Consider the following 13,371-nt stretch of genomic DNA (forward strand, 5'->3'; position numbering starts at 1 on the left):
CTGTGCGGCAAGGCCGTTGCGCGACCCCGTGACCGGGGAGGCGTGGCGCTTCCGCAGCAGGGTAGTGGCGGCAGGCCCTCCCTGAGGGGCTGCCAGGACGAATCAAGGGTTTTCCCTTACCCTCACCTTTTGCTCACCTCCCGTACGACAGCACCGGGCACCCCGCGGGGCGGGGTGCCCGGTGCTGTGTCCGGGGCGTCCGTCAGCCGTGCTTGGCGCGGCTGGCGGCGCGGGCGCGCTCGCGGGCGTCCAGGTTCACCTTGCGGATGCGCACGGCCTCCGGGGTGACCTCCACGCACTCGTCGTCCCGGCAGAACTCCAGGGACTGCTCCAGGGACAGCTTGCGCGGCGGGACGATCGACTCCGTCACGTCGGCCGTCGAGGACCGCATGTTGGTGAGCTTCTTCTCCTTGGTGATGTTGACGTCCATGTCGTCGGCGCGGGAGTTCTCGCCGACGATCATGCCCTCGTACACCTCGGTGCCCGGCTCGACGAACAGCACGCCGCGCTCCTGGAGGTTGGTCATCGCGAAGGCGGTGACGGCACCGGCGCGGTCGGCGACCAGGGAGCCGTTGTTACGGGTCTGCAGGGTGCCGAACCAGGGCTCGAAGCCCTCGTGGATGGAGTGGCCGATGCCCGTGCCGCGGGTCTGCGTCAGGAACTCGGTACGGAAGCCGATGAGACCGCGCGACGGCACGACGAACTCCATGCGGACCCAGCCGGAGCCGTGGTTGGACATGTTGTCCATCCGGCCCTTGCGGACGCCCATGAGCTGCGTCACGGCGCCCATGTGCTCCTCGGGGACGTCGATCGTCATGCGCTCGACCGGCTCGTGGACCTTGCCGTCGACGTCCTTGGTGACGACCTGCGGCTTGCCGACGGTCAGTTCGTAGCCCTCGCGGCGCATGGTCTCGACGAGGATGGCCAGGGCCAGCTCGCCACGGCCCTGCACCTCCCAGGCGTCGGGGCGCTCGGTCTCCAGCACGCGCAGGGAGACGTTGCCGATCAGCTCGCGGTCGAGGCGGTCCTTGACCTGGCGGGCGGTGACCTTGCGGTCCTTGACGGCCGTCTTCGCGTCGGCGCCCTTGCCGGTGCCACCGCGGCCGACCAGCGGGGAGGTGTTGGTTCCGATGACCATGGAGATCGCCGGCTCGTCGACGGTGATCAGCGGCAGGGCGACCGGGTTGTCCGGGTCGGCCAGGGTCTCGCCGATCATGATGTCGGGGATACCGGCGACCGCGCAGATGTCACCGGGGCCGGCCTTCTCGGCGGGCTTGCGGGTGAGCGCCTCGGTCATCATCAGCTCGGAGATGCGCACGTTCTGGACGGAGCCGTCGCGCTTCATCCACGCGACCGTCTGCCCCTTCTTCAGCTCGCCCTGCTGCACGCGCAGCAGCGCGATACGGCCGAGGAAGTTGTCGGCGTCCAGGTTCGTCACGTGCGCCTGGAGCGGGGCCGCATCGTCGTAGGTCGGGGCCGGGATGTGCTCCAGGATCGCGGAGAAGAACGGCTCCAGGCTGTCGGAGTCGCCCGGGACCGTGCCGTCCTCCGGCTTGGTGAGGGACGCGACGCCGTCACGGCCGCAGGCGTAGACGATCGGGAACTCGATCTGGTCCTCGTCGGCGTCCAGGTCGAGGAAGAGGTCGTACGCCTCGTTCACGACCTCGTCGATCCGCGAGTCGGGGCGGTCCGTCTTGTTGATGCAGAGGATGACGGGCAGCCGCTGCTGGAGCGCCTTGCGCAGCACGAAGCGGGTCTGCGGGAGCGGGCCCTCGGAGGCGTCCACGAGCAGCACGACACCGTCGACCATCGACAGACCGCGCTCGACCTCGCCGCCGAAGTCGGCGTGGCCGGGGGTGTCGATGATGTTGATCGTGACCGGGTCCCCGCCGTCCTTCGGGTGGTACTTCACCGCGGTGTTCTTGGCGAGGATCGTGATGCCCTTCTCACGCTCCAGGTCGTTCGAGTCCATCATGCGGTCGTCGACCGAGTCGAGCTGGTGCGCGGCGAACGCGCCGGCCTGCTTCAGCATGCCGTCGACGATGGTGGTCTTGCCGTGGTCGACGTGGGCGACGATGGCGACGTTGCGGATGTCGTGGCGCGTGGCCATATTGAGGCGTACTCCCGGGTGGTGAGGAATGCCCTGCGCGTACATCGGTGGTGCGCGGGCCCTGCCGGGCTCAACATGCCACGGCCTCACCCCATGGTACGGGTCCGCGCGTCTGGGGGTTAACGGGGATACGTCGGCCCAGGTCAGGCCGCACTTCAGGGGCACGGAGCCGCTGCCCGGCGCCACCGGGCCGCCCCGGTACGCGAGACGCCCGGCGTCCGCACCATGATCGCTGCCGGTCTCATGGAGCGGACGCCGGGCGGGGGCCGGTGAGGCGTCCGGATCTCTTCGGGGCTAGGGGCTCGCCGTCTCCTTCGCCGACGGGCCGCCTGCCGGCTTCGCGCCCTTCTTCAGGAAGCCCATGTCCTCGTAGGCCGGGGTGCCCATGCCGAAGGCGCCCGTGTTGACGAGGTTCTTGCGGGCCGCGACGAGCTGGGGGCGCTGGAAGAGCGGGATGGAGCCGGCCGCGGCCCAGATGCGGGAGTCGGCCTTGCGGATCAGGGAGCGGGACTCGCCCTCGTCCAGGGTGGCGACGGCTTCGTCGAACAGCTGGTCGACCTGGTCGGTGCCGACCCGCGTGTAGTTCTGCTCGATGCTCAACGAGCCGTCGGCGGCCGGGACGGGCTTGGCGTACACGGGGCGGGCGTCGGTGGCCGGGTAGGCGGTGGCCGGCCAGGAGTACAGGGCGAGGTCGTACTGGCCGGAGGCGATGTGGTCCTTGAAGTAGGACTCGTCGGAGACCTTGGAGATCTCCGTGCCGATGCCGACGCGCTCCAGCATGCGCGAGACCCGGTCGGCGACCGTGCGCAGCGTCTGGGAGCCGGACCCGGAGGGGAGGACGAAGCGCAGGGTGAGGGGCTTGCCGTTCTTGGCGAAGATGGCGGCCTCCCGGTTCGCCGGGGCGGCGGTGCCCCGGGGGGCGTACGCGCCGGGGGCGCCGCCCTGGTGCGGGTGCTGGTACTGCCCGCCGTCCCGGGCGAGGTGGCCGGCCGGGTCCTGCTGGCCCGGCGCCTTGTCGTCCCCGGAGCGCCCGGAGCCCTCGGAGCCCCCGTTGCTCCCGTTGCCCCCGGAGTCCTCGTCGTCGCGGGAGGACCCCGGGGCCTTGTCGCCCTCCGGGCCCGCCGCCTTCTCCTTCTTCTTCTGTTCCTTGATCGGGCCGCCCCGCTCCCACCCGGCGTCCGAGAGCAGCGCCTGGGCCTCCTCGGTGTCCTGGTCGCCGAGGGCCCCGCTGTTGTCGGCGTAGGCCGCCTGGCCGGACAGGGCCAGGTGGCTGCCGACCGGGACTGCGGGCAGGCCGAGCGGCTTGAGGACGGCCTCGGCCAGTTCCCTGCGGTCCAGGGCGCGGGCGACGGCCCTGCGGACGCGTTCGTCGGCGAGCGGGCCGTCGGCGCCGTTCAGGGCGAGCTGGGTGTAGGCGGGTTCCAGGGACTTGCGCACCTCGAAACCGCTGAGGGCCTGCTGCTGCCGGGCGTACTTCGCGGCCGCCTTGCGCAGCTTCCCGCGGGCGGCGGTCTCCTCGTCGGCGGCGTCCTCGTCGGTGCCGTTGGCGACGGCCCGGGACTCCAGGGCCTGGGCCGTCGTCCGGTCGGCGCCGGGGCCCATCACCGGGCTGCCGGAACTCCGCGGGCGGGCGGCGACGGTGATGCGGCGGGCCGCGGCGGGGTCGACCTCGGCCAGGTCCAGGTCACCGGCGGCGAGTTCGGCGGCCCGCTTCTCGCGCGGGACCGTGCGCAGCACGATCTCGGAGAGCTTGGGCCGCTCGCCCCACCAGCGCGGGTTGCGGACGAGGGTGACCTCCTCGTCCTCGCGGTCGACCTTCTTCACCGTGAAGGGACCGGCGGTGACCTTGAGCTTCCTGCGGGCCCCGTCGTTGAAGGAGTCCGGGGTGCCCATGACGTCCTTGGGGTACAGCGGGGAGAACAGCGAGCGCCAGTCGGCGTAGGGGCGGCTGAAGGTGACCCGGACCTCCAGGTCGTCGTCGCCCCGCTCGATCTTCTGGATGCGGTCGTACCCGGCGTTGCGGGCGGTCCAGTAGGCGGTGTCCTTGCCGGACAGGGCGCGCCACTGGGCGGCGAAGTCGGCGGCGCCGATCTCCCGGCCGTCGCTCCAGACGGCCTGCTGGTTGAGCTTGTACAGCACGACCTGCTTGGGCTCGGTCTCGACGATCTCGGCCGACTCGAGGTAGTCGGGGTTGCGCTCGGGGCGCCCGGAGGCGTTCATCCGGAACATCGACGGCAGGACGGCCTGGGCGACGCGGCCGGTGGTGGCGTCGGCGTCCGACTGGAAGGTGTTCAGGGTCTCGGGCACCGAGTCGACGGCCCAGCGCAGCATGCCCCCGTCGGCGACGCTGTCCCGGTCGGCGGGCTGGATGTCCGGGGCCGCGAGCGGCTTGCCGGCCGGGTCCTCGGAGCCGCATCCCGCGAGCGCGGGCACCGCGAGCACACCCGCGGTCAGGAAGGCGACCGAGCGCGCGACCGCGCGCGGGCCGACGCCGTGCTGGGACATCTGCATTACCTCCGGGAAGCCGCGGGCGTCATGATCACTTTTGGCGGTATTTGGAGTTCATCTGATGTATGCGGCCACTGAAGAGGAAAGGGTTCGGCAACGGGAGGCGACACGACGGCCACGGACGGGAAGCCCACCCGTGCGGCGCAAACACACCGCCGGCTGCACCCGCACACCTCGGCCGATCGACGCACATCCCGTCACATCACAAGATGTGACGCGCAACACTCGCAGGCGCATGGACGTTGCCGCCTTGGGCCTCGAAGGACCCGTGGAAGTGAGGTCAGGACATGTCCGTTCACGACGAACTGACGTCAGTCCAGCGCTCCCTCGACGACCTGTTCCGGTCGCTGGGGCGCCTGGAGCATCAGCTCGGCACCGGCGGCCTGGAGATGAGCCGGGTCCGCGCCGACGCGAACCACCTGCGCGAGAGCGTCGCCCTGCTGCGTGACGCCGCCGCCTCCCCGGCCGCGCCCCAGCGCCCCGAGCTCGTCACCGTCTCGGACGCGCCGTACGACCCCGCCCTGCGGGTCGACATGGACGACGAGGGGCTCGGCGCCCGGGACCGGCGCGCTCCCTGAGCGGGACGGGCGTCGAGCGACCGGCACCGTCCCCGAGAACCGACCGGAGTCGTCATCCAGCGGCGGCGTCCCTTCGGGCCGGGGTCCGGCGGGCCGTGGCCGCTCTCGGCGCCGGATGCCGCAGTCCCGGTCGGGATGGCGCCCTCCGCGCGGTCCGTCCCGTCTCCCCCCGGTGATGCCGATGGTGTCTCCGGGGAGGACGATGCGTACCGGTGTTCGGTTGCGGTCAGAACAGGCTGAGCAGTGCCTCCGCCGGGTCCGTCAGGCCGGTCTCCCCGCCCGGGAGGGGCAGTTCGAACCACACCGTCTTGCCCCGGGGGGTGCGGCGGGAGCCCCACGCGGCGCTGAGGAGGCCGACCAGCTGGAGGCCGCGTCCGCCCTCGTCGGTGTCGCGGGCGCGGCGGCGGCGCGGCTGGACCAGGCCCGAGTCCCAGACCTCGCAGACCAGCGTGCGGTCCAGCAGCAGACGGAGGCGGATCTCGCCCTCTCCGTAGCGCAGGGCGTTGGTGACCAGCTCGCTCACCAGCAGTTCCGTCGTGTCGACGAGGGGCTCCATGTCCCAGCTGAGCAGCTGGGCGCGCGCGTACTCCCGGGCCCGGCCCACGCTGCGCGGCTCACGCGGCAGGGTCCAGTCGCCGACGGAATCGGTGGGCAGTCCCTGTACACGTGCCATCAGCAACGCGATGTCGTCCTCGCCGTGGTGCGTGTCGAGGGTGTTGAGGACGCCGTCGCAGACGTCTTCCAGCGGCTGGGCGGGATCGGACAGCGCGCTGACGAAGGCCTGCAGGCCCTCGTCCAGGGGATGGTTGCGGCTTTCGACCAGTCCATCCGTGTAGAGCGCGAGCAGGGCGCCTTCGGGCAGTTCGACCTCGACCTCCTCGAAGGGCTCGCCGCCGACGCCGAGCGGCAGGCCCGGCGGCACGTCCAGCATCAGCGCCGGCTCGCCCGGTTCGACCAGCACGGGCGGCAGATGGCCCGCGTTGGCGAAGGTGCAGCGCCGGGTGACGGAGTCGTAGACGGCGTAGACGCAGGTGGCGAGGTACACCTCCGACAGGTCCGCCTCGCGGGGGCGGCGGGCCGCCCGGGTGGCCTGCTGGACACCGCCGGGGGCGCCGAGCCCGCGGGCGATCTCGTCCAACTGGGAGAGCACTTCGGCCGGTTCCAGGTCGAGCTGGGCCAGGGTGCGTACGGCCGTGCGGAGTTCGCCCATGGCGACGGCGGCGCGCAGGCCGCGGCCCATGACGTCGCCGACGACCAGGGCGGTGCGGTGACCGGGGAGTTCGATGACGTCGAACCAGTCGCCGCCGACCTCGCTGGGCCGGCCGGTGTTGGCGTTGCCGGGCAGGTAGCGGCAGGCGATGTCGAGTCCGGAGGCCTCGGGGTCGCCGGGCGGGAGCAGGGACCGTTGCAGTATCAGCGCGCGTTCGTGCTCGCGTCGGTAGAGCCGGCCGTTGTCGATGCAGACGGCGGCGCGGGCCGCCAGCTCCACCGCGAGGTCGCGGTCCCGCTCGCCGAACGGCTCGCTGCCCTTGGTGCGGGCGAACTGCACGAGTCCGACGACGGTGTCGTGGGCGACCATCGGCACGGCGATCGTGGACTGCACGAGCCCGCCGTCCTCGCCGGGGACGGTCTGCGGCCGGGCCGTGCGCAGGGCGTCCGCGCAGGACGAGTTGAAGGGATAGTGGTGGACGGCGCCGACCGCGACGGGCGCGCCGGTCCCGGTGAAGGGCGCGTCGGACACGGCGCTGGCGAAGGCCACGCGGCGCAGTCCGGCGCTGCCGTCGGCGAGCCCGGGCGGGGTCTCGTCGCCGACGAGCAGGCCCTGGTAGAGGTCGACGGTGGCCAGGTCGCAGAAGCCGGGGACGACGACGTCGAGGAGCTGGCGGGCCGTGGTCTCCAGGTCGAGGGAGTTGCCGATGCGGGCGCCGGCCTCGTTCAGCAGGGCCAGGTTGCGGCGGGCGGCGGCGGCCTCGCGGGCGGCGGCGCGACGGGCGGTGATGTCGGTGCCGAGCCAGGCGATCCCGATGGGCCGGCCCGAACCGCTGTTCACCCGGTAGAGGTTGACGGACCAGTGCCGGGGCTCGTCGGAGCCCGGCACGAAACCCGTGACGTGCATGTCGGTGATGGAGTTGCCGGTCTCCAGCACGCGGCGCATGGTGGCGGCGACCCGCTCGGCCTCGCCGCGCTGGAGGTAGTCGTGGACGCCCTTGCCGCGGTGGTCGTCGGGCGTGCCGCCGAAGATGGAGGCGAACCGCTGGTTGGCGCGGCGGACCCGCAGATCGGGGTCGATCAGCAGGAACCCGAAGGGCGATTGTCCGAAAATGGCCTGCGAGGCGGCGAGGTCGGTCTCGATGCTGCGCAGCGTGCGGACGTCGACGACGATGCAGACGGCGGCCTTCTCGCCGGCGTCGGTGCGCGTCGGCATGACGTACACCTCGGCGAGGCCCTCGCGCCCGCGCTCCCCGTCCTCGCCCTTCGGCATCCGGAAGGGGACCACGCCGGTCCACTCGCGGCCGTCGAGGATCTCGGCCATCTTGCGCATGCCCCGCTCGCGCTGACGCGTGTCGATGAAGGCCTCGATCGGGTCCATGCCCACGGCGCGCCGGGCGGGGATGCCGAAGAGGTGCTCGGCGCGCAGGCTCCACTGCTCGACGAGTCCGTCGGGGCCGATGGAGAAGGAGGCGACCTTGATGTAGTCGTAGATGGAGCCGGGAGGACTGCTCTGCCACATGGCGTCCCCGGGCGGGACCCCGTCGGCCGCGAGCGCACCGCCCACCGCGGAGGCCAGGCCGTCCGCGGCCCCGGCCCTCGCGCCCTCCGACGGGTCCTCGGACTCCGTGGCCTTCGCTGGTATCTCGCTCACGCGAACCGTCCCCTCCAGCTCACCGCGTCCGGCACCGGTCACCGGGGGCGGCTGCCCGCAGTATCCAGCACTACGGTGCCGTACAACACGGTGTTCACGATCACAGCACGGTCCCGATGGTTTTCGGTCCCGACCGTGAGAACACTTCCAGTCTTCTAACCAAGGGACACGTCCTCGAATCACCCCGGCGGGCAACCGTCCCCGGCCTGCACCGAACGCCTTACGGCGGCAGGACGTACGTACACCGTCCTTTCACTCCGGCACCGCGAGTTCGAACCACACGGTCTTGCCCGAGCCGCCACCGGGCCGGGTACCCCAGCGGCGGGAGGACGAGGCCACCAGTTGCAGTCCGCGGCCGCTCTCGTCCTCGGGGCGCGCGGCGCGCTCACGGGGCGGGTCGGGCAGCGGGTCGGAGACCTCGACCCGCAGGACTCCGCCCGCCTCCGAGGGGCGGATCAGACGGAGGCCGATGGGGCCGGTGGCGTGCCGGAGGGCGTTGGTGACCAACTCGCTGACCAGCAGGGCCGCGAGGTCGGCGAGGCTGTCGAGACCCCAGGCGCGGAGCCGGACGCGGACGGCCCGGCGGGCGGTGCGCACGGCACCCGGCTCGGCCGGGAAGGTCCACACGGCGCAGTCACCTTCGGTGTCGCTCACGCCGATCACTTCCCAGCCAGCAGGTCCACCCATGTCCGGTTTCTTGGGGTTAATGGGCACATACCCGGAATGCAGGGCGGAGTATCGCGCCCGGCGGCGCCCGGCGGGCGTGAAAGGCGTAGGAGGCGTCCGGGCTGCAGCCCCGACGCCGCACGCCCCTCAACGCCTCAGGCGCCGGTCGATTCCGCCGGGTCGAGGTCGGGGCCGAAGCCGGAGCCGCGCAGGTGCGCGAGGGCGCGGCGTACGGCCGGCACGTCCTGGTCGAGCCAGTCGACGTCCCAGATATCGTGGGGGCCGAGCCAGCGCAGTGCGTCGTGGTCCTCCAGGGGTTCGGGAGCCGGGGACCCGGGCCGCAGACGCGCGGTCCACACGTGCAGCACGTACGGCGGCTTCAGGAGCCATGCGCCCGGGACCCGTTCGCCGGCCTCGGCGTCGACGCCGAGCTCCTCGCGCAGCTCCCGCACCAGCGCCGCGTCGGCCGCCTCCCCGGGCTCCACCTTGCCGCCGGGCAACTCCCAGCGCCCTGCCAGTTCCTCGGGGGCGCTGCGCCGGGCGGCCAGCAGCCGCCCGCCGTCGACCAGCGCGGCCCCCACGACGACGATGTGCTCGGTCATGCGGGAAGCCTAGAAGCCGATGAAGGTCTTGGTGAGACTTCCAGGGGAGCACAGGAAGGCCGGCCAGGCCGAAGGAACCCCCGTTCGATCGCGCACGCGGTCGACGGTGCGCGTGAGGCGCGGAGCACGTGGTCGGTCGTGCCCGCAAAGGGGCGGTACGCGGGGTCGGTCGCGCACTGCCGTGGTGCACGGGGTCAGTCGTGGAGGGCCGGTCCGTTATGGGCCAGTCGCTCGACCCAGTAGAGCTGCTTGTGGCCTCGGCCGTCGAGGCTGTCGGCGATCTTCTGGGCCTCGGCCCGGGTCGCGTACCGGCCGACGCGGTAGCGATTGCCGTTGTCGTCCTGCCGTATGACGAGCCAGGGAAGCGTGACCGTGCTGTCGTTCATCGCGCCCCTCCCCTTCCCGCCCGCGGCCTGTGCCGTGCCCCACCCGTTGAGGAAACCGCAATGCGCATATGCCCGAGCCTACGCCTAACCTTTACGCAGCGAATCCGGATTTTCACAAAGAGGTACGCAACCAGCCAGATCACCGGGGGGCGCACGACGGCGAACGCGCCGCCCGCCCGGCACGCCGCGCCGACGCGCAGATGTACCACACACAGACCCGGCGACCTGCGAAGACGGCGGCCAGGCCGGGGCCCCGGGGCGCCCCGGATCGCGACGATCCGCGTGGCCGACCGGTGAGCGGGGCGCGCAGGGGGCGCGCCGCGAGGCCGGTGTGGGCGCGCGCTACTTGACCGGAAGGTGGTAGGCGACCCGGTACCGGTCGGCCGGAACGACCACGTCGGCCGTCTCGACCGGGCGCCCGGAGGCGTAGAAGGTGCGCTGGACGACCAGCACCACGTGGCCGGGGACGCCACCGAGCACCAGCAGTTCCTCGGCGAGGCCGGGCCGGGCACCGACCTCCTCCGTGACGTTGTCCACGATCACGTCGATGGCGCGCATGCGCTCGACGACACCCATGCCGCCGAGGGGGCCCTCCTCGGGCAGCATCACGGGCGTGCGCCCCGTCACGGAGAGGGGCTCGAAGGACGTGGAGAGCATCATGGGCTCGCCGGCCTCGCGGAAGAGGTACTTCGTGCACATCACGCGCTCGCCCGGCTCGATCCCCAGCCGCTCGGCGACCGCCGCGCTCGCCTCGGTCTGCCGGCTGCTGGACTCCCAGGTGCCCTGCCCGTCGCTCTGGGCCTGCTCCTGCCGGAAGGGCGTCGCCCCGCCGGCCGGGCGGTAGCCGGAGCGGGAGACGCGCCGGGGCACGGGCCGCTCGCGCACGTACGTCCCCGAGCCGGAGCGGCCCTCGACCAGCCCCTCGGCCATGAGCACCTTGCGGGCCTCCAGGGCGACCGTGTCCGAGACCCCGTACTCCTGGCGGATCCTGGCCTGGGAGGGGAGGCGGGTGTGCGGTGGAAGCCGACCGTCGACGATCTTCTCGCGGAGATCACCCGCGACACGCAGGTACGCCGGCTGCTCACCGAATGTCACTGGCCGCTCCCATCAGGTTGTACAGACAGCAACAGCCTGGCAACCCTGGGTTGTGCCGTGCAAGCAAAGGCCAAAGAATCACTCGATGTGATGACACATCGGCTCCGGGGGGTGCACGCAGGCCCTTTCTCCCCGTTGCGGCGGCGTTCACACCTGCGCTTCGGTCTCCTCGTCCACGCGCTCGTCGTACGCCGGCGGGGACGCCGCGAGCCCGAGGGCCTTGCGCGCCGTGACGGTCGACGCGCCGTCCACGGAGCCGTACGCCTGGTCGTAGTGCGTGTAGTAGGTCTCCGTGTCAGGGGCCGTGCTCGCCTTCCTCCACTCCCGGCGGGCGTCCTCCAGGTCCGCGACCAGGCCTTCGACGGGTTCGCGGGCCGAGGACGGCCAGGAGTGGCCGCGCAGGGTCTCGATCTGCTCGCCGAGCACGTCGTGCATCCGGTCGGCCCAGGCCCGGTGGCCGCCGAAGTCGTCCTCGGGGCCGTCCTCGGGCTCCTCGTACAGCGCGGCGTCGAGGGCGTTGGCCGCGGTCAGGAAGACGACCTGGTCCCCGTCGAGCGTGGTGGCGTCGCCGCGCAGCGAACCGGTCAGCTTGGCCTTCGCCTCGGTGTTGCCGAAGACGCAGGTGATCGCGCGGTCGCCGAAGCGCCAGGTGTCCCGGGACGGCATCAGGTAGTAGGCGTCGACATCGGCAGGCATCGCCCAGGAGTCCATGGCGTACTGGCTCTGGAGGGCACGGCAGCGCTCGTCGGCGATGTCGCCGATCTCGTCGTCGCCCGGGAAGGCGCCGCCGGGCAGCGCGACGACCGCGAACACCTCGCCATCGTGCCGGTCCTGGCAGGCCACGCGGTCGACGTCGAACGTGGCGCCCTCCAGGCCGCCGGGGGCGTCGAAGCAGTCGCCCTTGCGCAGCGACAGGCTCTCGGGGCGCGTGCCGTCCTTGAGCCCCTCCCAGACCGTGCCGGCCACGCCCGTCGACAGCGTCACCGCCCACAGCACGATCCCGGCCGACGACAGTGCGACCCCGGCCACGGCCAGACCCCGGCCGCTCTGGCCGGACCGTCTGATCTGCGCCAGCGCGACGAGCCCGAGGACGGCACCCAGACCGGGCAGGAAGCAGAGCACGCCGAGCACGAGGGCGGCGACGGCGAGCGCGTTGACGGAGACCGGGGCGCCGTAGGGCCGCCCGTTCGGGCCGGGGGGCCGGTGCCAGGTGGCGGGTGCGGGGCCGTACGGGTCCTGGGGCGGCTGGTTCCCAGGGGGCGGGGGTATCGACACGGGTACGGTGCTCCTGGCTGAGGCGGTGGGCGTGGGCCGCCGTGCGGCTGGGCGCATCGTAGGCGGCGGAGCGGCGAGGGCGGAATGCGGTCGGAACGAGCGGTGATCCGGGCGGCGAACGGTCTGACGGCCCGGTGGGCGGCGGGGGTCAGCGGCGGCACCGTGTTCTCGGGGGCGGGTGTCTGGCCCCTGCTGGCGCTCCTCGCGGACGGGGCGGCGGGCGCGGCGCGGGAGGAACTGTCGGCCGCCCTCGGCCTGCCGGCGGATCAGGCGGCCGCGGCGGGACGGGAGTTGCTCGCCGCGCTGGAGGAGATCGAAGGCCTGGATGCCGCTCTGGGGCTGTGGACCACGCGGACGGTGGAGCTGCGCGAGGAGTGGGCCGCGGGGCTGCCCGCGGGCGTGCACGGCGTGCTCACGGGGGACGCGGCGGCCGATCGCGCCGCCCTGGACACCTGGGCGGAACGGCGGACCGGCGGGGTGATCGGGCGGATGCCGGCGGTGCTCCGGCCGGACACCTCCCTGGTGCTGGCGTCCGCGCTCGCGCTGCGGACGGACTGGGAGACCCCCTTCAAGGGCGACCTCATGCCCTGGCGCGGGCGGGACCGGGCCGGGCTCACCCGGACCCGGGAGGGACTGGACGCCGTGGCGGTCGCGCACGGGCCGGGCGGCGCGGTGACGGCGGCCACGGTACGCGGCACGAACGGGCTGGACGTCCATCTGCTGCTGGGCGAGGAGGAGTCGTCCCCCGCGCAGGTCGTCGGCACGGGCGTCGGCGTGGTCTCGGGCGCGCTGCCGGCCGTCCCCGGCAGCCGGCTGCCGTTCGGTCAGGCGGGGCCCGGCCTGCGGCTGGAGAGACTGCGCACCGAGCGTCCCGAACCGCCGGCGCTGACCCTGAGGACGGTCGAGTTCACGCTGACCGCGGGTCACGACCTGCTGGCACGGGCGGAGTCGTTCGGCCTGGCCACCGCCGCCGACGGCGGCCCGGGACACTTCCAGGGCATCAGCGCCGCGCCGCTCGCGCTGGCGTCCGGCCGGCAGTCGGCGACGGCGACGTTCGGTGCCGAGGGGTTCCGGGCGGCGGCCCTCACGCTGATGGAGGCGGAGTGGCTGGGCTGGGAGGACAGGCCCGAGCCGCGGCACGCGACGACCCGGGCACACGCCGTCTTCGACCGCCCCTTCGGCTTCCTCGCGGTCCACCGCGAGACGGCCCTGGTCCTGGCGGCGGGCTGGGTGGACGACCCGAAACCCTTCCCCGGGGCCCTGGACGCCCACGTGCCGTAAGGGCCGG

Annotated in this window: 10 protein-coding genes; 2 read left to right on the top strand and 8 right to left on the bottom strand. The window is 72.9% G+C overall.

Annotated elements, in window-relative coordinates; all coding sequences use genetic code 11:
- Positions 1 to 202: 202 nt before the first annotated feature.
- Both typA and ACFW6P_RS10940 read right to left on the bottom strand, forming a co-directional pair.
- A complete protein-coding gene (gene typA, locus ACFW6P_RS10935) occupies positions 203 to 2,110 on the bottom strand; it encodes a translational GTPase TypA (RefSeq protein ID WP_386350904.1) in 1,908 nt (635 codons plus the stop codon).
- 294 nt (positions 2,111 to 2,404) lie between these two features.
- A complete protein-coding gene (locus tag ACFW6P_RS10940; RefSeq protein ID WP_386423444.1) occupies positions 2,405 to 4,615 on the bottom strand; it encodes an ABC transporter family substrate-binding protein in 2,211 nt (736 codons plus the stop codon).
- Positions 4,616 to 4,905: 290 nt separating this feature from the next.
- Here ACFW6P_RS10940 and ACFW6P_RS10945 point away from each other — a divergent pair, with 290 nt between their 5' ends.
- Positions 4,906 to 5,196 (top strand): hypothetical protein, encoded by a 291-nt coding sequence (locus ACFW6P_RS10945; RefSeq protein WP_386350907.1) that lies wholly within the window; start codon positions 4,906 to 4,908, stop codon positions 5,194 to 5,196.
- A 226-nt stretch (positions 5,197 to 5,422) separates the two neighbouring features.
- Here the strand turns inward: ACFW6P_RS10945 and ACFW6P_RS10950 are convergent, their stop codons facing one another.
- The 6 genes from ACFW6P_RS10950 to ACFW6P_RS10975 form a co-directional block, all read right to left on the bottom strand.
- On the bottom strand, positions 5,423 to 8,059 hold the full coding sequence (locus ACFW6P_RS10950; protein WP_386350909.1) for a SpoIIE family protein phosphatase: 2,637 nt from the start codon (positions 8,057 to 8,059) through the stop codon (positions 5,423 to 5,425).
- 252 nt (positions 8,060 to 8,311) lie between these two features.
- Complete coding sequence (locus tag ACFW6P_RS10955) at positions 8,312 to 8,746, bottom strand: ATP-binding protein (protein WP_386350911.1); 435 nt, start codon at positions 8,744 to 8,746, stop codon at positions 8,312 to 8,314.
- 134 nt (positions 8,747 to 8,880) lie between these two features.
- Positions 8,881 to 9,327, bottom strand: coding sequence for a (deoxy)nucleoside triphosphate pyrophosphohydrolase (locus ACFW6P_RS10960; RefSeq protein ID WP_386350913.1), 447 nt, complete (start codon positions 9,325 to 9,327; stop codon positions 8,881 to 8,883).
- 194 nt (positions 9,328 to 9,521) lie between these two features.
- On the bottom strand, positions 9,522 to 9,713 hold the full coding sequence (locus tag ACFW6P_RS10965; protein ID WP_386350915.1) for an SPOR domain-containing protein: 192 nt from the start codon (positions 9,711 to 9,713) through the stop codon (positions 9,522 to 9,524).
- A 342-nt stretch (positions 9,714 to 10,055) separates the two neighbouring features.
- Complete coding sequence (locus ACFW6P_RS10970) at positions 10,056 to 10,808, bottom strand: GntR family transcriptional regulator (protein ID WP_386350918.1); 753 nt, start codon at positions 10,806 to 10,808, stop codon at positions 10,056 to 10,058.
- Between the two features lie 147 nt (positions 10,809 to 10,955).
- The gene (locus tag ACFW6P_RS10975; RefSeq protein WP_386350921.1) at positions 10,956 to 12,083 is read right to left on the bottom strand and encodes a DUF4190 domain-containing protein; all 1,128 of its coding nucleotides are present in this window, start codon (positions 12,081 to 12,083) and stop codon (positions 10,956 to 10,958) included.
- Positions 12,084 to 12,167: 84 nt separating this feature from the next.
- Between ACFW6P_RS10975 and ACFW6P_RS10980 the strand changes: the two genes are divergently transcribed.
- Entirely contained in the window at positions 12,168 to 13,364 is a 1,197-nt protein-coding gene (locus ACFW6P_RS10980) for a serpin family protein (protein WP_386350924.1), read from the top strand.
- Positions 13,365 to 13,371: the final 7 nt, after the last annotated feature.

It is taken from the genome of Streptomyces sp. NPDC058741, assembly GCF_042746715.1.
Taxonomy (GTDB): Bacteria; Actinomycetota; Actinomycetes; order Streptomycetales; family Streptomycetaceae; genus Streptomyces.

Bases quoted from the DNA above. Each gene is read 5' to 3' on its own strand.
- typA (WP_386350904.1), bottom strand. From the start codon at position 2,110: ATGGCCACGCGCCACGACATCCGCAACGTCGCCATCGTCGCCCACGTC.
- ACFW6P_RS10940 (WP_386423444.1), bottom strand. From the start codon at position 4,615: ATGTCCCAGCACGGCGTCGGCCCGCGCGCGGTCGCGCGCTCGGTCGCC.
- ACFW6P_RS10945 (WP_386350907.1), top strand. From the start codon at position 4,906: ATGTCCGTTCACGACGAACTGACGTCAGTCCAGCGCTCCCTCGACGAC.
- ACFW6P_RS10955 (WP_386350911.1), bottom strand. From the start codon at position 8,746: ATGGGTGGACCTGCTGGCTGGGAAGTGATCGGCGTGAGCGACACCGAA.
- ACFW6P_RS10960 (WP_386350913.1), bottom strand. From the start codon at position 9,327: ATGACCGAGCACATCGTCGTCGTGGGGGCCGCGCTGGTCGACGGCGGG.
- ACFW6P_RS10965 (WP_386350915.1), bottom strand. From the start codon at position 9,713: ATGAACGACAGCACGGTCACGCTTCCCTGGCTCGTCATACGGCAGGAC.
- ACFW6P_RS10980 (WP_386350924.1), top strand. From the start codon at position 12,168: ATGCGGTCGGAACGAGCGGTGATCCGGGCGGCGAACGGTCTGACGGCC.